At 63.8% G+C, this 20,890-nt stretch carries 18 protein-coding genes, 1 other RNA gene and 4 pseudogenes; 11 read left to right on the top strand and 12 right to left on the bottom strand.

Annotation, left to right across the window (positions count from 1 at the left end; translation table 11 throughout):
* Positions 1-197: 197 nt before the first annotated feature.
* The gene (locus H3V53_RS19625) at positions 198-809 is read right to left on the bottom strand and encodes a glutathione S-transferase C-terminal domain-containing protein (RefSeq protein WP_336599383.1); all 612 of its coding nucleotides are present in this window, start codon (positions 807-809) and stop codon (positions 198-200) included.
* A gap of 463 nt (positions 810-1,272) precedes the next feature.
* Between H3V53_RS19625 and H3V53_RS19620 the strand changes: the two are divergent.
* The 6 genes and pseudogenes from H3V53_RS19620 (at position 1,273) to ruvC (ending at position 7,666) form a co-directional block, all read left to right on the top strand.
* Positions 1,273-2,659: pseudogene (locus H3V53_RS19620) on the top strand (aminopeptidase P N-terminal domain-containing protein).
* Positions 2,660-2,681: 22 nt separating this feature from the next.
* Positions 2,682-3,905 (top strand): UbiH/UbiF/VisC/COQ6 family ubiquinone biosynthesis hydroxylase, encoded by a 1,224-nt coding sequence (locus H3V53_RS19615; RefSeq protein ID WP_336599382.1) that lies wholly within the window; start codon positions 2,682-2,684, stop codon positions 3,903-3,905.
* A gap of 198 nt (positions 3,906-4,103) precedes the next feature.
* On the top strand, positions 4,104-5,168 hold the full coding sequence (gene dusB / locus H3V53_RS19610) for a tRNA dihydrouridine synthase DusB (protein ID WP_336599381.1): 1,065 nt from the start codon (positions 4,104-4,106) through the stop codon (positions 5,166-5,168).
* Entirely contained in the window at positions 5,165-5,398 is a 234-nt protein-coding gene (locus H3V53_RS19605; RefSeq protein ID WP_007587477.1) for a Fis family transcriptional regulator, read from the top strand. Before dusB ends, H3V53_RS19605 begins: the two co-directional genes overlap by 4 nt.
* Before the next feature lie 43 nt (positions 5,399-5,441).
* Positions 5,442-7,007, top strand: a complete 1,566-nt coding sequence (gene purH, locus H3V53_RS19600; protein ID WP_054918995.1) for a bifunctional phosphoribosylaminoimidazolecarboxamide formyltransferase/IMP cyclohydrolase — start codon at positions 5,442-5,444, stop codon at positions 7,005-7,007.
* A 116-nt stretch (positions 7,008-7,123) separates the two neighbouring features.
* A complete protein-coding gene (gene ruvC, locus H3V53_RS19595; RefSeq protein WP_336599380.1) occupies positions 7,124-7,666 on the top strand; it encodes a crossover junction endodeoxyribonuclease RuvC in 543 nt (180 codons plus the stop codon).
* A gap of 16 nt (positions 7,667-7,682) precedes the next feature.
* Here the strand turns inward: ruvC and H3V53_RS19590 are convergent, their stop codons facing one another.
* Entirely contained in the window at positions 7,683-8,315 is a 633-nt protein-coding gene (locus H3V53_RS19590) for a LysE family translocator (protein WP_336599379.1), read from the bottom strand.
* A gap of 164 nt (positions 8,316-8,479) precedes the next feature.
* Between H3V53_RS19590 and ruvA the strand changes: the two genes are divergently transcribed.
* Together ruvA and ruvB are read left to right on the top strand one after the other, a co-directional pair.
* The gene (ruvA, locus tag H3V53_RS19585; RefSeq protein ID WP_054918990.1) at positions 8,480-9,061 is read left to right on the top strand and encodes a Holliday junction branch migration protein RuvA; all 582 of its coding nucleotides are present in this window, start codon (positions 8,480-8,482) and stop codon (positions 9,059-9,061) included.
* A gap of 109 nt (positions 9,062-9,170) precedes the next feature.
* Entirely contained in the window at positions 9,171-10,235 is a 1,065-nt protein-coding gene (gene ruvB, locus H3V53_RS19580; protein ID WP_054918988.1) for a Holliday junction branch migration DNA helicase RuvB, read from the top strand.
* 76 nt (positions 10,236-10,311) lie between these two features.
* On the opposite strand, the gene H3V53_RS19575 is transcribed toward ruvB, so the two are convergent.
* From H3V53_RS19575 to tyrS, 3 genes and pseudogenes are all read right to left on the bottom strand, one after another.
* Entirely contained in the window at positions 10,312-10,983 is a 672-nt protein-coding gene (locus H3V53_RS19575) for a histidine phosphatase family protein (protein WP_336599378.1), read from the bottom strand.
* Positions 10,984-11,015: 32 nt separating this feature from the next.
* A pseudogene (gene dtd / locus H3V53_RS19570) lies at positions 11,016-11,475 on the bottom strand (D-aminoacyl-tRNA deacylase).
* A 43-nt stretch (positions 11,476-11,518) separates the two neighbouring features.
* Entirely contained in the window at positions 11,519-12,766 is a 1,248-nt protein-coding gene (gene tyrS, locus H3V53_RS19565; RefSeq protein ID WP_336599377.1) for a tyrosine--tRNA ligase, read from the bottom strand.
* A gap of 236 nt (positions 12,767-13,002) precedes the next feature.
* Here tyrS and H3V53_RS19560 point away from each other — a divergent pair, with 236 nt between their 5' ends.
* Positions 13,003-14,133, top strand: coding sequence for an anhydro-N-acetylmuramic acid kinase (locus tag H3V53_RS19560; RefSeq protein ID WP_054919014.1), 1,131 nt, complete (start codon positions 13,003-13,005; stop codon positions 14,131-14,133).
* Positions 14,134-14,222: 89 nt separating this feature from the next.
* On the opposite strand, the gene erpA is transcribed toward H3V53_RS19560, so the two are convergent.
* From erpA to rplM, 3 genes are all read right to left on the bottom strand, one after another.
* Entirely contained in the window at positions 14,223-14,588 is a 366-nt protein-coding gene (erpA, locus tag H3V53_RS19555) for an iron-sulfur cluster insertion protein ErpA (protein ID WP_336599376.1), read from the bottom strand.
* 253 nt (positions 14,589-14,841) lie between these two features.
* A complete protein-coding gene (rpsI, locus tag H3V53_RS19550; protein WP_054918981.1) occupies positions 14,842-15,234 on the bottom strand; it encodes a 30S ribosomal protein S9 in 393 nt (130 codons plus the stop codon).
* An 11-nt stretch (positions 15,235-15,245) separates the two neighbouring features.
* A complete protein-coding gene (gene rplM / locus H3V53_RS19545) occupies positions 15,246-15,674 on the bottom strand; it encodes a 50S ribosomal protein L13 (protein ID WP_028371847.1) in 429 nt (142 codons plus the stop codon).
* Positions 15,675-16,276: 602 nt separating this feature from the next.
* On the opposite strand from rplM, the gene H3V53_RS19540 reads away from it, so the two are divergent.
* The gene (locus H3V53_RS19540; protein ID WP_336599375.1) at positions 16,277-16,699 is read left to right on the top strand and encodes an OsmC family protein; all 423 of its coding nucleotides are present in this window, start codon (positions 16,277-16,279) and stop codon (positions 16,697-16,699) included.
* Positions 16,700-16,771: 72 nt separating this feature from the next.
* Here H3V53_RS19540 and rnpB read toward each other — a convergent pair.
* From rnpB to pyrC, 3 genes and pseudogenes are all read right to left on the bottom strand, one after another.
* An RNA gene (gene rnpB / locus H3V53_RS19535) (RNase P RNA component class A) lies at positions 16,772-17,185 on the bottom strand.
* Between the two features lie 51 nt (positions 17,186-17,236).
* Positions 17,237-17,890, bottom strand: a pseudogene (locus tag H3V53_RS19530) (DUF3025 domain-containing protein); the annotation flags it as partial.
* Between the two features lie 189 nt (positions 17,891-18,079).
* Positions 18,080-19,145 (bottom strand): annotated as a pseudogene (gene pyrC, locus H3V53_RS19525) (dihydroorotase).
* A 205-nt stretch (positions 19,146-19,350) separates the two neighbouring features.
* Here pyrC and H3V53_RS19520 point away from each other — a divergent pair.
* A complete protein-coding gene (locus tag H3V53_RS19520; protein ID WP_336599374.1) occupies positions 19,351-20,256 on the top strand; it encodes a class II glutamine amidotransferase in 906 nt (301 codons plus the stop codon).
* Positions 20,257-20,295: 39 nt separating this feature from the next.
* Here the strand turns inward: H3V53_RS19520 and H3V53_RS19515 are convergent, their stop codons facing one another.
* Entirely contained in the window at positions 20,296-20,799 is a 504-nt protein-coding gene (locus H3V53_RS19515; protein WP_336599373.1) for a hypothetical protein, read from the bottom strand.
* Positions 20,800-20,890: the final 91 nt, after the last annotated feature.

Here is a 20,890-nt window from a genome sequence, read left to right as displayed (position 1 = left end):
CAACGAACGCATCCGGGCGGTTTCGTCCAGGCAGACGCTCAAACGGCAAGCGCCTGACGGGCAGGCGCTTTGTAACATGTCGAAAGACAGTTTCGGGGAAATCGTAAGCTTTCTTGACACTCGCTGTCCAGGCACGCCTTCAGGCCCGCGCGACACCCGAGCTGCAAGTCGATGCGCGATGGATCGGCGGAAGCGGATCAGGACAGTTGCGTGTCGATGAACGACTGACGCTGCGACAGTTTCTGATAATGCCTGTCGAGATTCGGATGCAGCTCGCGCCAGTTCAGCTGCGGCATACGGAAGTCCAGATAGCTGAGCGCGCAGCCCACGGCCACGTCGGCGAGCGTGTACTGATTACCCGCGCACCATGCCTTCGAGCCCAGGCCTTGCGCCATCGCCTTCAGGCCGTCGTCGATCTTGTGGCGCTGACGCGCGACCCACGTTTCGCTGCGATGTTCCTCGTCGCGCAACACGCCTTCCAGACGGATCAGCACGGCGGCGTCCATGATGCCGTCCGCGAGCGCTTCCCAGCACCGCACTTCGACACGCTCGCGGCCCGCTTGCGGCATCAGCTTGCAGACGGGCGACAGCGTATCGACGTATTCGCAGATCACGCGCGAGTCGAACACGGCGGCGCCGTCTTCCATCACAAGACACGGCACCTTGCCGATCGGATTGAAGTCGTGAATGTGCGTGTCGGGAGCCCAGACATTTTCCAGTTCGAGCTTGTAGTCGATTTTCTTTTCGGCGAGCACCACCCGCGCCTTGCGGACGAATGGGCTCGACAGCGAACCGATGAGTTTCATCACATCCTGCCTTTATTGAAATTGGCCGAAAGTATACGTGCGTTGGCGCTTTCCGGAGGGTTTTCCCTGCCTCGCACCGTGCGCTTCGCTCCGTTGGCACGCGCAGTTGTAGACAGATTGCAACATATCCAATCGGACGCGCGACGGTCTAGCTGGCCGGATGGCCAGGCGTCGCGCGGCGGCGGATCGCGGGCCACGACGGGCGCCCGGGATCGGCATCCGCGACCGGAATCCGCGACCGGCATCCCGGCCGGCACCCGCGACCGGCATCCCGCCTGGCACCCGCGACCTGCACGCGCGAGCGCACATCGCACACCCCGCCGCCCCGCCGCGCGCGGGCGCGGCCCGTCCGGAACCGATTTGCGTTGGGCGATACAATCGCAAAATGACGGCGGCAGGCCCCAGCGCGTTTTCGCCGCGCGCCGAGCCGCCGTCCATCCAGCAAGATCAACCGCCGACCGAACTCATGACCGATCTGACTCCGGCTATCGACATTTACCGCCAGCGCCGCGCGCGCGTGCTCCAGGCGCTGCCGCGCGACGGGCGGCGGCGTGGCGATCGTCCCGACGGCACCCGAAGTGCTGCGCAATCGCGACGCCGACTATCCCTACCGGCACGACAGCTACTTCTATTATCTGACCGGCTTCACCGAGCCCGAGGCGACCCTCGTGCTCGATGCAAGCGCAAAGCCGGACCAGCCCGCCGCGATCCTGTTCTGCCGCGCGAAGAACGCGGAGCGCGAGACGTGGGAAGGCTTCCGCTTCGGTCCTGAAGGCGCGCGCGAGGCGTTCGGCTTCGACGCGGCGTTCGCGTTCGACGAGATCGACACGCAGCTGCCGCGCATCATCGCGGACAAGCCGGCGCTGCACTACGCGCTCGGCGCGTCGGAAGAATTCGACGGCAAGGTGCGCCAATGGCTCGACGCCGTGCGCGCGCAGGGCCGCAGCGGCGTGCTCGCGCCGTCGGCCGTGCACGACCTCGTGCCGTTGCTCGACGAGATGCGCCTCGTCAAGGACGCGCACGAACTGTCGATCATGCGCCGCGCCGCCGCGATCTCCGCGCAGGCGCACCGGCGCGCGATGGCGGCATGCCGTCCCGGCGTGCGCGAATACGAACTCGAAGCCGAGTTGCTTTACACGTTCCGCAAGCATGGCGCGCAGGCGCCCGCGTACGGCTCGATCGTCGCGGCGGGCGCGAACGCGTGCGTGCTGCACTACCCCGCGGGCAATGCCGTCGCGCAGGACGGCGACCTGATCCTGATCGACGCGGCGTGCGAACTCGACGGCTACGCGTCGGACATCACGCGCACCTTTCCCGCGAGCGGCCGCTTCACGCCCGCGCAGCGCGAAATCTACGATATCGTGCTGGCCGCGCAACAGGCCGCCGTCGACGCGACCAAAGCAGGCGTGAGCTTCGACGCGCCGCATCAGGCCGCCGTGCGCGTGCTCGCGCAAGGTCTGCTCGACACGGGCATCCTGAATCGCGATCTGTTCGCGGGCGTCGACGAAGTGATCGAGGAGCGCGCGTACGCGCGTTTCTACATGCATCGCACGGGCCATTGGCTCGGCATGGACGTGCACGATGCGGGCGATTATCGCGAGCGCGGCGCGCCCGCCGACGAACACGGCGCGCTGCCGTGGCGCACGCTGAAACCCGGCATGACGCTGACGATCGAGCCGGGCCTCTACATCCGCGCCGCCGACGACGTGCCCGAGCAGTACTGGAACATCGGCATCCGCATCGAGGACGACGCGATCGTCACGGCGACGGGCTGCGAGCTGATCACGCGCGACGTGCCCGTCGATGCCGACGAGATCGAAGCGCTGATGCGGGAGAAAGCCGGCATCGCCTGAGCCGAACGGAAACGACAAGAAGATGAACGACCTCCACCACGCGGCGTCGGACGCGCCCGCCTTGACTGCCAGCCACGCGCCGTTCGACTACGACGTGACGATCGTCGGCGCGGGGCCCGTCGGGCTCGCGCTCGCGGGCTGGCTCGCGCGGCGAAGCGCGACGCAGAAGCTGAACATCGCGCTGATCGACGCGCGCGAGCCGGAAGATTCGGTCGCCGATCCGCGCGCGATCGCCGTGTCGCACGGCAGCCGGATGATTCTCGAGCCGCTCAACTGGCCCGCCGATGCCACGGCGATCCAGCGCATCCACGTGTCGCAGCGCGGCCATTTCGGGCGCACGCTGATCGATCACGCCGAGCACGGTCTGCCCGCGCTCGGCTATGTATTGCGCTACGGCTCGATCGTCCATGCGCTCGCCGAAGCCGTGCGCGCGACGCCCGTGCACTGGTTCAAGTCGACGAAGGCCCAGACGCCTCAGCAGCTCGAAAACGACGAAGGCGTGCTGCTGCCGATCGAAAGCGCGCACGTGACGCGCACGCTGCGCACGCGGATTCTGGTGAGCGCCGAGGGCGGTCTGTTCGGCGAACAGCAGGCAGGGCCGGGCGAAACGCGCGATTACGGTCAGACGGCGCTGGTCGGCACGGTGACGATGTCCGCGCCGCAGCCGCATGTCGCGTGGGAGCGCTTTACGCGGCAAGGTCCCATCGCGCTGCTGCCGACGGGCGGCGTGCGGGGCGCGGACTATGCGCTCGTCTGGTGCTGCGCGCCGGGCGAAGCGGCGCGCCGTGCCCAATTGCCGGACGACGCGTTTCTGCGCGAACTCGGCGCCGAGTTCGGCGACCGGATGGGCCGCTTCACGCAGATCAAGGGGCGCGCAGCGTTCCCGCTCGGCCTGAATACCGTCGATACGCTGGTCAAAGGCAGCGTGGTCGCGATCGGCAATGCTGCGCAGACGCTGCATCCCGTTGCGGGTCAAGGCCTGAATCTCGGGCTGCGCGACGCGCACGCGCTCGCCGACGCGATCTCGCACTACGGCGCGACGCGCAGCGCGCTGGTCGCCTTCGCGCAACGCCGCGCGCTCGACCGGCGCATGACGATCGGCGCCACGGACATGCTCGCGCGCCTCTTCACGATCGATTTTCCGCCGCTCGCGACGCTGCGCGGCCTCGCGCTCACCGCGCTCGAATTCGTGCCGCCCGTCAAGACGGCGCTCGCGCGTCAGATGATGTTCGGGCAGCGCCGGTAAGCGCGAAAAAATCGCGCCACAGTGGCCGCCGTTCTATGAATGCGGCCACTTTCATAGAAGATTTAATGAGTTAGCTCAGACGCCGTTCGGTCTGGCCGAGCGCGTTAACGCTAAAATAGCGGTTTTCCCTCGTATTTTGCGGTTCGTGCCGCGCGCCATTTCCAACCAGGCGCGGGGCTCCTTGCCGCCGTTTCCGCCATGCCCACTCTCGGCTCCCATACTCTGCGCAATAACCTGTTCGTCGCCCCGATGGCGGGCGTGACCGACCGGCCGTTCCGCCAGCTCTGCAAGCGCATGGGCGCGGGTTATGCGGTGTCGGAAATGGTTGCGTCGAACGCGCAGCTGTGGAAAAGCGAAAAGACGATGCGCCGCGCCAATCACGCGGGCGAAGTCGAGCCGATCGCCGTGCAGATCGCGGGCGCCGACCCGCAGACGATGGCGGAAGCCGCCCGCTACAACGTCGCCAACGGCGCACAGATCATCGACATCAACATGGGCTGCCCCGCCAAGAAGGTCTGCAACGTCGCCGCCGGTTCGGCGTTGCTGCAGAACGAGCCGCTCGTGCAACAGATCGTCGAGGCCGTGGTTGGCGCCGTCGGCGTCGGGCCGGATGCCGTGCCCGTCACACTGAAAATCCGTACCGGCTGGAACCGCGAGAACAAGAACGCGCTGAACGTGGCGCGCATCGCCGAACAATCGGGCATTTCGATGCTGACCGTGCACGGCCGCACGCGCGCCGACCTGTATCACGGCGAAGCGGAGTACGAGACGATCGCCGCCGTGAAGGCATCGGTGAAGATTCCCGTGGTGGCGAACGGCGACATAACGTCGCCGTACAAGGCGCGCGAGGTACTGGCGGCAACGGGCGCCGACGCGATCATGATCGGCCGTGCAGCTCAGGGCCGGCCTTGGCTGTTCCGCGAGATCGAGCATTTCCTGCGCACGGGCGAGCTGATGGAGGCGCCGCGTGTCGACGAGATCCAGCAGGTGATGAACGAACACCTGGAAGATCACTACGCGTTCTACGGCGAATTTACGGGCGTTCGGACTGCGCGCAAGCACATCGGCTGGTACACTCGCGGCCTTTCCGGCGCCAACGTGTTCCGCCACCGCATGAATACGCTGGACACGACGCGCGAACAACTGCTCGCCGTCAACGAATTCTTCGACGCGCAAAAGGCGATTTCGGACCGCCTCGTGTACGTCGACAACGAAGTCAACAACAACGGTGAGCAGGATCAAACCGACCGATTAGCAGCATGAGCAAGCACAATATCGAACAATGTGTCCGCGATAGCCTGGGGATGTACTTCCAGGATCTCGACGGCTCCAATCCGCACGACGTCTACGACATGGTGATTTCGTGCGTCGAGAAACCGTTGCTCGAGGTGGTGCTCGAGCAGGCCGGCGGCAACCAGTCGCTGGCCGCCGAGTATCTCGGCATCAACCGCAATACGCTGCGCAAGAAACTGCAACAGCACGGCCTGCTGTAGTCTCGGCGCCCTGCCACGCCTTTCATCGGCTTTTCTTCCCATCATGATCAAGCAAGCGCTCATCTCCGTTTCCGACAAGTCCGGCATCGTCGATTTCGCGAAATCGCTGTCGGACCTCGGCGTCAAGATCCTGTCGACGGGCGGCACCGCGAAACTGCTCGCGGACGCCGGCCTTTCCGTCACCGAAGTGGCCGACTACACGGGCTTTCCGGAAATGCTGGATGGGCGCGTGAAGACGCTGCACCCCAAGGTGCACGGCGGCATTCTCGCCCGCCGCGATCTGCCCGAACACATGGCCGCGCTCGAAAAGCACGACATCCCGACCATCGATCTGCTCGTCGTGAACCTGTACCCGTTCGTGCAGACGATCTCGAAGGAAGAGTGCTCGCTGGAAGACGCGATCGAGAATATCGATATCGGCGGCCCGACCATGCTGCGCTCGGCGGCGAAGAATCATCGCGACGTCACCGTCGTGGTCGATCCCGCCGACTACGCGAGCGTGCTCGACGAAATGCGCGCGAACGGCAACACGGTCGGCTACAAGACCAACTTCCGCCTCGCGACCAAGGTATTCGCGCACACCGCGCAGTACGACGGCGCGATCACGAACTACCTGACGAGCCTCACGGAAGAACTGCAGCACCGCGACCGCAACACGTATCCCGCCACGCTGAACATGGCGTTCGACAAGGTGCAGGATCTTCGCTACGGCGAAAACCCGCACCAAAGCGCCGCGTTCTATCGCGACATTTCGGTGCCCGCCGGCGCGCTCGCGAACTATCGCCAGTTGCAGGGCAAGGAACTGTCGTACAACAACATCGCCGATTCGGACGCCGCGTGGGAATGCGTGAAGACGTTCGACGCGCCCGCCTGCGTGATCATCAAGCACGCGAACCCTTGCGGCGTGGCCGTCGGCGCGAACGCGCACGAAGCGTATTCGAAGGCGTTCCAGACCGATCCGACCTCGGCATTCGGCGGCATCATCGCGTTCAACCGCGAAGTGGACGAAGCGGCGGCACAGGCGGTGGCGAAGCAGTTCGTCGAAGTGCTGATCGCGCCGTCGTTCAGCGAAGCCGCGAAGCAGGTGTTCGCCGCGAAGCAGAACGTGCGTCTGCTCGAAATCGCGCTGGGCGACGGCCACAACGCGTTCGACCTGAAGCGCGTGGGCGGCGGGCTGCTGGTGCAATCGCTCGATGCGAAAAACGTGCAGCCGCATGAACTGCGCGTCGTCACGAAGCGTCACCCGACGCCGAAGGAAATGGACGACCTGCTGTTCGCGTGGCGCGTCGCGAAGTTCGTCAAGTCGAACGCGATCGTGTTCTGTGCGAACGGCATGACGATGGGCGTCGGCGCGGGCCAGATGAGCCGCGTGGACTCGGCGCGCATCGCGAGCATCAAGGCGCAGAACGCGGGCCTCACGCTGTCGGGCACGGCCGTGGCGTCGGACGCTTTCTTCCCGTTCCGCGACGGTCTCGACGTGGTCGTGAACGCGGGCGCGACGTGCGTGATCCAGCCTGGCGGCTCGATGCGCGACGACGAAGTGATCGCCGCCGCCGACGAGCACAACATCGCGATGGTCGTGACGGGCGTTCGACACTTCCGTCACTGATCGGCTTCAACACGCTTAGAAACGGCCCGGCAGTGCGCAACTGCCGGGCCGTTTTGCATATCGCGTTTGACGGTGTGCCGTTGTAGTATCGCAGGCACTGAACACGCACCGCACATATGAGAATTCTCGGCATCGACCCAGGCTTGCGCGTCACTGGTTTTGGCGTGATCGACCAGTCCGGTCATCAGCTGACTTACGTGACGAGCGGCGTCATCAAGACCGCCGATGCCGATCTGCCCACGCGCCTCGGTACTATCTTCGAAGGCATTTCGACGCTGATCCGCCAGCATGCACCCGATCAGGCGGCGATCGAAAAGGTGTTCGTGAACGTCAACCCGCAGTCCACCCTGTTGCTCGGCCAGGCGCGCGGCGCGGCAATTTGCGGGCTGGTGGCGGGCGGCGTGCCCGTCGCCGAATACACGGCTTTGCAATTGAAACAGGCCGTGGTCGGCTACGGACGCGCAACGAAAGAGCAGATGCAGCAGATGGTCGTGCGGTTGCTGTGCCTCTCGGGCATTCCATCCACAGATGCCGCCGATGCGCTCGGCATGGCGATCTGTCATGCGCATGGCGGTGGCACGTTGAGCACGCTGGGCGGCATTGCGCCGGCACTGGCGAAGAAGGGGCTGCGGGTGCGGCGCGGGCGGTTGGTGGGTTAGACGCCTTCAGGCGACGTCAGCGTCGCCCTGCCAAAGCCAGCCGGCACGCCAGGCCGGCGAAGACAGATCCGAGCAGATACTGAGGCCAACGCGACGCACGCTTGCCGCTGATCAGCTTCCGGCTCAGCCTGCTGGCCAGCAGGATCACACTGCCATTGACGAAAAACCCGATCACGTTCAGCACGGTCGCAAGCAACATGATCTGTACAGCGACCGATCCCGCTTCCGGTTTCACGAACTGTGGAAACAGCGCGAGCACGAACAGCGCGACTTTAGGATTGAGCAGGTTCGTGAACAACCCTTGCCTGAAAATTCTGCCGATGGGATAGCGTCGCATCGATGTGTTCGGTGCAAGCACGGTGCCCTCTGAGCGCAATGTCTTCCACGCGAGATAGAGCAAATAGGCCGCGCCTGTGAAGCGCACCATGTGGTAGGCCATTGGTGCAGCAAGAAACAACTGTGACAGACCAAGCGCTGCAGCCAGCGCGTGGCAATAGGTGCCGACAAGGATGCCGGCAAGCGACGCAAAACCCGCGGCGCTCCCTTGGCTGACGCTGCGGGAAGCGATCAGCAGCATATCGGGACCTGGCGTGGCGGTAAGTGCGAGACACGCGCCTGAGAACAGCGCGAGCGTGGTGAGACTGAGCATCGAAGACCCCTTGGCGAGTTGCGGAACGTCCAAAAGGGATCTCAGTGTATGGAGCCCAAGCGGCCTAGTCAATCGGCCGCGCGCCTACACCTGTCAGAACCGGCGCACGAAAGCCCACCACGCTGCGCTACACTCGCGCTTTCCCCTGATAGTACGAACCCGCCATGATCGGTCGCATCGCCGGCGTCCTGCTGGAAAAGAACCCGCCTCACCTTCTGATCGACTGCAACGGCGTCGGCTACGAAGTCGACGTGCCGATGAGCACGTTCTACAACCTGCCCGGCACCGGCGAGAAGGTCGTGTTGCTCACGCAGATGATCGTGCGTGAAGACGCGCACCTGCTATACGGCTTTCTCACGCCGCAAGAGCGCTCGACGTTTCGCGAATTGTTAAAGATCACGGGCATCGGCGCGCGCATGGCGCTGGCCGTGCTGTCCGGCATGAGCGTGCAGGAACTGTCGCAGACGGTGACGATGCAGGACGCCGCGCGCCTCACGCGCGTGCCGGGCATCGGAAAGAAAACGGCCGAGCGGCTCCTGCTCGAACTGAAGGGCAAGCTCGGCGCCGACCTGGGCGCAATGGCGAGCGCCGCGTCGCAATCCGATCACGCGTCCGACATCCTGAATGCATTGCTGGCATTGGGTTACTCCGAAAAAGAAGCGCTCGCGGCCATCAAGAACGTGCCGGCGGGCACAGGCGTTTCCGAGGGCATCAAGCTCGCGTTGAAGGCGCTGTCGAAGGCCTGAGCGGCGTTGCACGAGCGGCGATGCGTGAAGCTTCGCACGCCGCTCATTCGTACGCACCCTGGCCGTTCGGCCAGCTTTGCGAAGGGTTGTCGCGCGGTACAATTGCCGCATGATCGAACACGACAAACTCGCCGCCGAACGCATCATCGCCGCCACGCCCGTTTCGCCGAACGAGGAAGCGTTCGAGCGCGCATTGCGCCCGCGCCAGCTCGACGAATACGTCGGCCAGGAAAAGGTGCGCGGCCAGCTGGAAATCTTCATCGAGGCGGCCAAGCGCCGTTCCGAATCGCTGGATCACGTGCTGCTGTTCGGCCCGCCGGGTCTCGGCAAAACCACGCTCGCGCACATCATCGCGCGCGAAATGGGCGTCAATCTGCGGCAAACGTCCGGCCCTGTGCTGGAGCGCGCAGGTGACCTCGCCGCGCTGCTGACCAACCTCGAAGCCAACGACGTCCTGTTCATCGACGAAATTCACCGGCTGTCGCCCGTCGTCGAGGAAATCCTGTACCCGGCGCTGGAGGATTATCAGATCGACATCATGATCGGCGAAGGCCCGGCGGCGCGCAGCGTGAAGCTCGATCTGCAGCCTTTCACGCTGGTCGGCGCGACCACGCGCGCGGGCATGCTGACCAATCCGTTGCGCGACCGTTTCGGTATCGTCGCGCGGCTGGAGTTCTATAACGCCGAGGAACTGGCGCGCATCGTGAGCCGTTCGGCGTCGCTGCTGGGTGCGCAGATTCATCCCGAAGGCGCGCTGGAAATCGCGAAGCGCTCGCGCGGCACGCCGCGTATCGCAAACCGGCTGCTGCGCCGCGTACGCGACTACGCCGAAGTGAAGGCGGATGGCAACATCACCGCAAAGGTGGCGGACGCCGCGCTCAAGATGCTCGACGTCGATCCCGTCGGCTTCGATCTGATGGACCGCAAGCTGCTCGAAGCGATCCTGCACAAGTTCGATGGCGGTCCCGTGGGCGTCGACAATCTCGCGGCCGCGATCGGCGAGGAGCGCGATACGATCGAAGACGTGCTCGAACCGTATCTGATCCAGCAAGGTTTCTTGCAGCGCACGCCGCGCGGACGGGTCGCGACGCTGTTGACCTATCGGCACTTCGGCTTGGCCGCGCCGGATTCGGCGAGCCCGGTCCGCAATTTGTGGGATTCCGAGCCGAGCTAAGCGGCTGTGTTCATCAGTTAAGAAGCAAGAAGCGAAAAGCGCGGCGTTCTCAAAAGCGACGCCGCGCCGATCGGATTCAACGCCGCACTGCGGGCGTTTTCTTGAAACTGTCGTCGGCGGAATGGCCGTCCAGATGCGCGACATCGGCCCACGACACGACCGTCGCGTGACCGCCATCGAAATCGACCGCATTGACGCTAGTATTCAGTAGCGCGTATGTGCGGGGCGCGTCGAGCGGCAAACCGTTCGCGAAGCGATACACGCAGTCCAACACGCCGCCGTGCGCGACAAGCGCGATCCGGCCATTCGGATGCGCGGCAACGATGGGCTCGATTGCATGCAGCACGCGGTGATAGAACACCCGCTGCGATTCGCCCTCAGGCGGCGAAAAACCAGGATTGCGCGTCTGCCATTGTGCGTATTCGTCGGGAAAACGCAGCGCGATCTCGTCGCTGTCGTGCCCTTGGAACGCGCCATAGTTGCGCTCGCGTAAGCCCTCTCGCAGCTGCAACGGCAAACCAAGCGCATCGGCGAAAGGCCGCGCCGTTTGCTGCGCGCGCAACAGGTCGCTCGAATAGATCGCATCGAGCCTCGCCCCCGCTTGCGCCTCGCGCGCGAAACGTTCGGCGAGACGCTGCGCCTGCTCGACGCCGCTCGTCGCGAGCGGAATGTCGATGTGCCCTTGAATCCGCTTGATGCGGTTCCAGTCGGTTTCGCCGTGTCGGATGAGGAGAACTTGTGTAGCCATGAAATCGGCGTGGAAAACCTCGATGGCGAGCGTTATGGGCGCGTCTGCAGCCAGAATGTGACCGGGCCGTCGTTGACCAGCGAAACCTGCATCTCCGCACCGAACTCGCCCGTTTCGACGATGGAATGCTTCGACCGTGCCGCCGCGACAAGGTAATCGAACAGGCGCTTGCCCTCGTCGGGGGGGCGCGGCGGGCGTGAAGCTCGGGCGCAGGCCGCTGTTCGTATCGGCGGCGAGCGTGAATTGCGACACCAGCAGCAAGCCGCCCGTGCGCCCCTCGCCGTCGATGTTCTGCACGGACAGGTTCATCTTGCCCGCTGCGTCGCTGAACACGCGATAGCCGAGTACTTTGGCGAGCAGTTTGTCGGCGATAGCATCGGTGTCGCCGCGCTCGGCGCAGACCAGCGCGAGCAGGCCCGCATCGATCGCGCCCGTCACGCGGTCGCCCACGCGCACTTCCGCGCGCCGCACGCGTTGAATCAGCGCGATCATGCGACCTCCCGCCACCGCGCCACGCGCGAAGACTCGCGGAACGTCATGCCGTCAGCGTCACGCGCGCGAAGCGGCGCTTGCCCACCTGCACGACGAACTCGCCCGCTTCGACCTTCAGGCCCTTGTCCGTCACCGTCGTGCCGTCGATCTTCACGCCGGCTTGCTCGATGTTGCGCAGCGCTTCGCTCGTCGACGGCACGAGCCCCGCCTGCTTCAGCAGTTGTCCGATCGCGAGCGGTGCGCCCGCGAGCGTCACCGACGGAATGTCGTCCGGCACGCCGCCCTTCGCGCGGTGGTTGAAGTCTTCGAGCGCGCGTTCGGCGTCGGCTTGCGAGTGAAAACGCGCGACGATTTCCTGCGCCAGCATGACCTTGAAATCGCGCGGATTACGCCCGCCTTCGATTTCGCGCCTGAAGCCTTCGATCTCGCTCATCGGACGGAACGACAGCAGCTCGAAGTAGCGCCACATCAGCACGTCGGAAATGCTCATGAGTTTGCCGAACATATCGTTCGGCTTTTCGCTGATGCCGACGTAATTGCCCTTCGACTTCGACATCTTCTCGACGCCGTCGAGCCCTTCGAGCAGCGGCATGGTCAAAATGCACTGCTGCTCCTGGCCGTACTGCTTTTGCAGTTCGCGGCCGACCAGCAGATTGAACTTCTGATCCGTGCCGCCGAGTTCGAGGTCGGCGTTCAGCGCAACGGAGTCGTAACCCTGCATCAGCGGGTACAGGAATTCGTGGATCGAAATAGGCACGCCGCTCTGGAAGCGCTTGGTGAAGTCTTCGCGCTCCAGAATGCGCGCGACCGTGTAGCGCGACGCAAGCTTGATCATGCCGTCGGCGCCGAGCGGCATCGACCATTCGCTGTTGTAGCGGATTTCCGTTTTTTCGCGATCGAGCACGAGCGCGGCCTGCTCGAAATACGTCTTCGCGTTCGATTCGATCTGCTCGCGCGTGAGCGGCGGGCGCGTCGCGTTGCGGCCGGAAGGATCGCCGATCAGCGACGTGAAATCGCCGATCAGAAAAATTACCGTGTGGCCGAGGTCCTGGAGCTGGCGCATCTTGTTCAGCACGACGGTGTGGCCGATGTGGATGTCGGGCGCCGTAGGATCGAGACCGAGCTTGATGCGCAGCGGCGTGCCCGTCGCGGCGCTTTTCGCGAGCTTTTGCGCGAACTCCTCTTCGATCAGCAGTTCATCGACGCCGCGCTTCGTGACTTCGAGCGCGTGGCGGACTTCGTCGGTGATCGGGTAGGCGGAATTGGGCTTGGCGGTGGACTCGGTGCTCATGCTGGAACGGGAGATCGCAAAAAGGGAGATTGTCCCATAGTTGCGGCGCATTGCGCCCCGATCTCGCGCGAAACGCCGCCAATTCGCGGCGCAACGGGGTTCGCCACAGCGCTTTTTCCGGTCGGGGCGCGAACGTTCGACGGTTGTTTCGCGCTGCATCGATGAGCGACAATCGACGTCACCCGCGCGCCAGCATGTCCCCGACGCGCAATGAACGACGATGAGAGGAGCAAAGCGTGGCCAAAGACAGCGCAGACGGCGTGTATCTCGGCTTGATGTCGGGCACGAGCATGGACGGCGTAGACGGCGTGGCCGTCGAATTCGCGAAGGGCAAGGCGCCCGTCGTACGGTCGCAGGCGTTCGTCGGCTTTTCGGAGGGGCTGCGCGACGCGCTGTTCGCGCTTCAGCAACCCGGCGACAATGAAATCGAACGAGAAGCGCTTGCGGCCAATGCGCTGGCCGCGCGCTACACGGTGTGCTGTCACGAACTGCTGCGCGCGGGCAACCTGTCCGCCGCCGAGGTCCGCGCGATCGGCGTGCACGGCCAGACGGTGCGGCATCGGCCCGAGAAGGGTTACACGCGGCAGATCAACAACCCGTCGCTGCTGGCCGAAATGACGCACATCGACGTGATCGCCGATTTCCGCAGCCGCGACGTCGCCGCGGGCGGCCAGGGCGCGCCGCTCGTTCCCGCTTTCCACGCGACGGTGTTCGGGGCGAAGAACGAGACGCGCGTGGTCTGCAATCTGGGCGGGATCAGCAATATCACGATTTTGTCGGCGAACGGCGCCGTACGCGGCTTCGATTGCGGGCCAGCCAACGCGCTGCTCGACGAATGGGCGCAGCGGCATCTGGGCAAGTCTTTCGACGAAAACGGCCAGTTTGCGGCGTCGGGTCAGGTGCATCGCCCGTTGCTGAACGCGTTTCTCGACGAGCCGTTTTTCGAGGCGCAACCGCCGAAGAGCACGGGCCGCGATCTTTTCAACGCCGAATGGCTCGACGCCCGGCTGCAAGGGTTCGCCGACGTTAGTCCCGCCGATGTTCAAGCGACGCTCGTCGCGCTGACGGCCGTGACCGTCGCGCGCGAGATCGAGCGACATGCGCCCGATTGCAAGGCCGTCTATGTGTGCGGCGGCGGCGCGCGAAATCCGGAGATCATGAAAGCGCTGCAAGGCGCGCTGACGGAAAGCGGCTGCAGCGGCGTACCCGTGATGACGACGGAAGCGCTTGGCGTGCCGCCGCATCAGGTCGAGCCGCTGGCGTTCGCGTGGCTCGCGATGCGCTGCGTGGCGCGCGAGCCGGGGAATTTGCCGTCGGTGACAGGCGCCTCCGACGAACGCGTGCTCGGCGCGATCTATCCGCGCTGAGACGAAGCGCACTCAAGCCTTGCGGCGAACATAAAAAAACGGGGCCGAAGCCCCGTTTTTGCTGCAACTTGCGCGAAGTACGCCGTAGATCAAACCGAGAACGACGAACCGCAACCGCAGGTGGTCGTGGCGTTCGGGTTCTTGATCACGAATTGCGCACCGTTGATGTCGTCCTTGTAGTCGATCTCGGCGCCAACCAGGTACTGGTAGCTCATCGAGTCGATCAGCAACTGGACGCCGCTCTTGTTCATGACGGTGTCGTCTTCGTTGACTTCTTCGTCGAACGTAAAGCCATACTGGAAACCCGAGCAGCCGCCACCCTGCACGAACACGCGCAGTTTCAGCTCCGGGTTGCCTTCTTCTTCGATCAGTTGCTTGACCTTTTCGGCCGCTGCGTCGGTAAAGACGAACGGGCCCGGCATCTCGGTCACGGGGGTGTCGGTCACTGCGTCCATGCGAACTCTCCAAAATAGCTTCTAAACGCTATTGTATTGCTCTTCCCGATATCGTGCTGAAGCCCATGAAATCAATAGGTTCTTAGGCGCGGTGCCCGATGGGAATGGCGGGTGTCAACCGCGTTCCCGTGCATCTGTCTGCGGTGTGTCCGTACGGCGGAATCGGCAGCCGCAAATAGAAAAGCCGCCTTCGCATCTGCGTCGGCGGCTTTCTGCAGCAGGCTCTGCACGAAACAGAGCCAGCCCGAAACGATTAACGCTTCGAGAACTGCTTGCGGCGACGTGCCTTGTGGAAACCGACCTTCTTACGCTCGACTTCACGTGCGTCACGCGTCACGAAGCCTGCGTTCGACAGCGCCGGCTTCAGCGTTGCGTCGTAGTCCATCAGCGCGCGCGTGATGCCGTGGCGAACCGCGCCTGCTTGACCCGTTTCACCGCCGCCCGACACGTTGACCTTGATGTCGAACGTCGAAGCGTGGTTCGTGAGTTCCAGCGGCTGACGCACGATCATCAGCGAGGTTTCGCGCGAGAAGTAGTCAGCGATGGGCTTGCCGTTGACGACGATGTCGCCCTTGCCTGCCTTGATGAAGACACGAGCAACGGCGCTCTTGCGGCGGCCCGTACCGTAATTCCAGTTACCGATCATGTGGGCTCCCCTTAGATCTCGAGCGCCTTCGGCTGTTGTGCCGAGTGCGGATGCGTTGCGTCTGCGTAGACCTTCAGCTTCTTGATCATCGCGTAGCCGAGCGGGCCCTTCGGCAGCATGCCCTTGACCGCCTTCTCGAGCGCGCGGCCCGGGAAGCGTTCCTGCATCTTGCCGAATGTCGTTTCATAGATACCGCCCGGGTAGCCCGAGTGGCGGTAGTACTTCTTGTCCGTGGTCTTGTTGCCCGTGACCTTCAGCTTGCCGGCGTTGATAACGATGATGAAATCACCGGTGTCGACGTGCGGAGTGAATTCAGGCTTGTGCTTGCCGCGAAGACGGTGTGCCACTTCGCTGGCGACACGGCCGAGAACTTTATCCGTCGCGTCAATCACAAACCATTCACGCGTCACCTCATGGGCTTTTGCGGAAAACGTCTTCATGATCGATCCAAAAAAATAGTGCTGCGCCCTGTGTTTTTTCCTGCTTGTCGTTGCGCATCGAGGCGCGTGCAGGCTCTCCCTGTTCTTCCTCCGCGGGCACGAATGCGGAAAAGCTGATGATTATAAAGGATTTTGCGTCAGGGAGTCAAAAGATGCGAAGCCGCATGGAGCAGGGACGAAAAAAAGCCCGAACTAGCGGTTCGGGCTTAATCCACCTTAGGAGGAGGGTGGAGGAGACATGCGGAGGTTGCCGAACTGCGACAACCAATGAGCAGATTATAGGGAAGCGGCTTGTGCAACGCAAGAGCATTTGCGATGTGAAATTCAATTTCATAATACGCAATTGCCAACCGGTATATCAGCAAGAATAAAACCGCTTATAAAACAGGTAGATAGACTATCTTCTGCAAATACCGCTGGCGGTGGCCTAGGCGCAACACTCCTGCGAACGCTGGGGCTATCCCTAATGCACAGCACATGCGGCAGCGCAACATACCATCCCCGGCCGGCATAATCCTCGGGCAGTGTCGCTTCGGGCGAGCCATCATCCGCCGGGCTACAATGCGTTTTTCGAATTCAAGCCTGGAAGCCGGAGCACAAGCATGGAATGCAAAGTCAGCTGGATGGGTCAGGACGGCATGGCGTTCGCCGCCGAGACGGGCAGCGGCCACCTCGTTGCAATGGACGGCGCGCCGGAAGGCGGCGGTCGCAATCTGGCGCCGCGCCCGATGGAAATGGTGCTGCTCGGCACGGGCGGCTGCACGGCGTATGACGTCGTGATGATCCTGAAAAAGAGCCGCCAGGAAATTTCCGGCTGCTCGGTGACGCTGAAAGCCGAACGCGCAAGCGAAGACCCGAAGGTATTCACGAAGGTCCACTTTCACTTCACGGTGACGGGCAAGAACCTGAATCCGTCGACGGTCGAGCGCGCGATCAATCTGTCGCACGACAAGTACTGCTCGGCGTCGATCATGATCGCGAAGACGGCCGAACTCACGCATTCGTTCGACATCGTCGCCGAGTAAAGCCGCAGCGCATCGGCGCATCGAAAAAGAAAATGCCGGCGTCCACACGGACGCCGGCATTTGTCGTTTGAGCGGCAAAGCAGGCCGATAAGCCGGATTCTGTGCACGCGACGCGCCCGAAAGCGCGCCACGCGTGGCAGCCATTCCTCTAGGCGCGCCATTGCTGACGCGCTCAAGCTTCCTACCCGCAGACGAGACGGGGGCCCCGTCCTGCATCGCGAAGATGCGCGCCTGCCTACTTGGAATTGCTCCGGGTGGAGGTTACCGTGCCGGTCTGCGTCGCCGCAGCCGCGGTGCGCTCTTACCGCACCGTTTCACCCTTACCTGATCCCGGCTTGCGCCGGGCCATCGGCGGTTTGCTTTCTGTTGCCCTGTTCCGCGTGTCGCCACGGATGGCCGTTAGCCATCACCCTGCCCTGTGGAGTCCGGACTTTCCTCGCCCTCGCCGGCCGAAACCGTCGAAGCCGCGACTGCCTGGCCTGCTTTGCTGGCGGCGATTTTACCATCCGGGCCCGTTCGCGACCGGCGCCCGCTGCGAAACACGGACGCATCGTCGTAAAACGACGGCGTGCCGTTCTCCGCCCACCAGCCCGGAATGCCGAGCACGGGAAGCGGCGCGAACATCTGGCTGCTGAATCCGGCGCCGTCGAGCAGCGCCCGCCCCACCGTTTCGTCGAGATAGGCATCGCGTGCGGCACGCGTCCACATGAAGTACGCCGAAGGCACGCCGACGATCCATGCATGCGCGGTGCAGGCCTTGTACGGCGCAACGAGCTTCTCCAGCAACGCATGCCCGAAACAGCGCACTTCGCACCGCTCGTCCCACGCGGCCCGGTGATCGATGAACAGCGTCTTCCAGTCGAACGCCCGCAGCGCGGCGCTCAGCGCCGGGTCCGCGCAGGCGAACAGCACGGCGTTCTCGTCGAATAGCGTGAGCGCGTCGCGCGTGCCGCCGCGCGTCGGACCGACGCCCAGCGCATCGACGGCCGCCGAGCCGCGCGCCGTCAGCGCCGCCTTGATGCGCGGAAACTGGAACCACATCAGCGCGTTGAAAAAATCGTGCAGGTTGTGGCGCGTCGGCACGCAGCCCGTCGCGGCAATGTGCGCTTCGTACGCGGTGCCGGGCGGCAGTGCGTCCTGCGCGATGAAGGCGAGGCGCTGCCCGCGACCCGTGGCGAGGCCGGCCGACATGGCATCGGCGTTCATCTCGCGCAACTGCTCTGCCGCGCTGTGCAGCGCGGCACGTTGCCAGCGCACGCCGCGCGCCGCTACCTGGGCGAACCACGGCCTCGCCCAGTCGATATCGGCAAAACCAGGTACGACGCGCTTGAGCGCGCCACCCGGCCGATCCACATTGCGCGACATCGGCTCAGCAAGCGTTCAAACGAGCTTCCAGCCGATCGTCTCGCCGCCGCGCAACGGCACGACGGGCGTCTCGCCGGCAGCGACCTCCGCCGGCAACGTCCACGCTTCGCGGCGCAGCGTCACCTTCTCCTCGCTGCGCGGCAGCCGGTAGAAATCCGCGCCGTGGAAACTCGCAAAGCCTTCGAGCTTGTCGAGCGCGCCCGCGCCGTCGAACGCTTCCGCGTACAGCTCGAGCGCGTGCAGCGCCGTGTAGCAGCCCGCACAGCCACACGCATGCTCCTTCAGCCCCTTCGGATGCGGCGCGCTGTCCGTGCCGAGGAAAAAGCGCGGATTGCCCGACGTCGCTGCCTCGACCAGCGCCACGCGATGCGTCTCGCGCTTGAGCACCGGCAAGCAGTAGTAATGCGGACGGATGCCGCCCTGGAAGATCGCGTTGCGGTTGTACAGCAGGTGATGCGCGGTGATCGTCGCGCCAAGCAGTTCGGGCGGCGCGCCCGCGTCGCGGACGTAATCGGCGGCGTCTTTGGTCGTGATGTGCTCGAACACGACTTTCAGCGCGGGGAAATCGCGGCGCAACGGCGTCATCACGCGGTCGATGAACACCTTTTCGCGGTCGAACAGGTCGATTGATGCGTCCGTCACCTCGCCGTGAATCAGCAGCGGCATGCCCGATTCCTGCATCATCTCGAGCGTTTTCGCGCATTTGCGGATGTCGGTGACGCCTGCGTCCGAATTCGTCGTCGCGCCCGCCGGATACAGCTTCACGCCGTGCACGAAGCCGCTTTCACGCGCCCGGCGGATTTCGTCGGGCGGCGTGTTGTCGGTCAGATACAGCGTCATCAGGGGCTCGAACTTCACGCCGGCGGGAATCGCCGCGACGATGCGCTCGCGATAGGCGCGCGCCATTTCCGTCGTCGTGACGGGGGGGCTTCAGGTTCGGCATGATGATCGCGCGGCCGAACTGGCGCGCAGTGTGTGGCAGCACGGCGGCGAGCATCGCGCCGTCGCGGACGTGCAGGTGCCAGTCATCGGGACGGGCGAGCGTGAGGGTATCGACGGAAGCGGCAGTAGAGGCAGTCATGGCGGGAAGTCACGAGCGGCGGCGGCGCGGCAGATCGCACAACTGACGAGGTCTTTGCACAAAATGCAGGCAAAACACCCGTCAATTTTGCTTTTTGCCGTTTCTGGCTCGGTGATATGCTTGGAAAATCATCATTGTAACGGGTCGGCCCCGGCGTGCTTATGCCCCGGCGCATACCCCGTTAGAAAGGCTCGTCTTTCGCATCATGTGCCAACTACTCGGAATGAATTGCGCCGCGCCAACGGACGTCACGTTCTCGTTCACCGGCTTCGCGGCGCGCGGCGGCGTCACCGACCACCACTCCGACGGCTGGGGCATCGCCTTCTTCGAAGACAAGGCCTGTCGCCTGTTCATCGATCATCAGTCGTCGGCCACGTCGCCTATCGCCGAGATGGTCAAGCGCTACCCGATCAAGTCGAAAAACACGATCGCGCACATCCGCAAAGCGACGCAGGGGCATATCGTGCTCGAAAACTGCCATCCGTTCATGCGCGAGTTGTGGGGACGGCACTGGATCTTCGCGCACAACGGCGACCTGCAGAATTACAGCCCGGTGTTGTCAGGCGTGTATCAGCCCGTCGGCAGCACGGATAGCGAGCTAGCTTTCTGCGCCCTGTTGCAAGGACTACGCAAGACGTTTCCCGGCTCGCAGCCGCCGCTGAACGAGCTGTTCGCCGCGCTGGAAACGCTGACGCGCGAGATCACACAGTTCGGCGTGTTCAATTTTCTGATGTCGAATGGCCAGGCGCTGTTCGCGCACTGCTCGACTCATCTGCATTACCTGGTGCGCAGCTGGCCGTTTTCAACCGCGCATCTTGTCGACGCCGACGTCTCGATCGACTTCGCCAAGTACACGACGCCCGAAGACCGCGTCGCCGTCATCGCCACCCAGCCGCTGACGGACAACGAAGTGTGGACGGCATTCCAGCCCGGCGACCTGCTGATGTTCCAGCACGGCGAAGTGATCGCCCGCATCAATGTGCCCGTCCCGCCCGCCGTGCTCGAGAAAGCGCGCAATCCGGCGTGCGACGCGAGCGCGTCGGCGAGCATGCTGCCCGCTGCGTCCGTCGTCGATCTCGAGTCCGACGACGCCGCCGCATACGAATCCTGATCGGCTCCCGGCCCGCGTCATGCCAGACGCGGCGATACGTCACGCGTAAGCAGTTCGCCCCGTGCGCCGCAGTTGCCGGGCGCGCAGTTGCCGGGCGCGCAGTTGCAAGGCGTCTTTGCTCCGCAGACAAGCAGACGCAGCGCAGGGTCGCAGTTCAGTTCGCCCGTCGAGCACCGCATCTTTGCCGCTTCCTTTTTTTTCGCCGCGGCTCAGTCCGTAGCCACACAACTTTTCGCGACATACGTTCAGGCTCGCTGAAAATGCTTTCGTACTGAGCGGGTTTGCGTAGTTGACGTCAGGAATTTCCAAGAAAAGACACGTCAGCGGCGACTCTTGAACATCGTTCATCAGATCCTTCGCAATCTGAATCGCCGCCAACCGCAATTCCGCGATTGTTTTTTCGGATAACTGAATGTCAGGTGCATGACGGGAGATCCAAAGAGTTGCGGACTCGGCGAATTGTTCCGCCGTCAGCCACTGCCCTTCCAGATGCATGGATACCAGTTCGTGAACGACAAGGCTGTTCAGCAGAAACACTTTCATCGGTTGTCTCGCATGGGTCTGAATTGAATCCGCGCGACGCGTGCGATTCGCGCAATTACTAAACTCGGACCGTAAGATTATGCCGAGATCA

It is taken from the genome of Paraburkholderia bengalensis (assembly GCF_037126505.1).
Classification (GTDB): Bacteria; Pseudomonadota; Gammaproteobacteria; order Burkholderiales; family Burkholderiaceae; genus Paraburkholderia; species Paraburkholderia bengalensis.
This window is presented reverse-complemented; position numbering and strand designations above follow the sequence as displayed.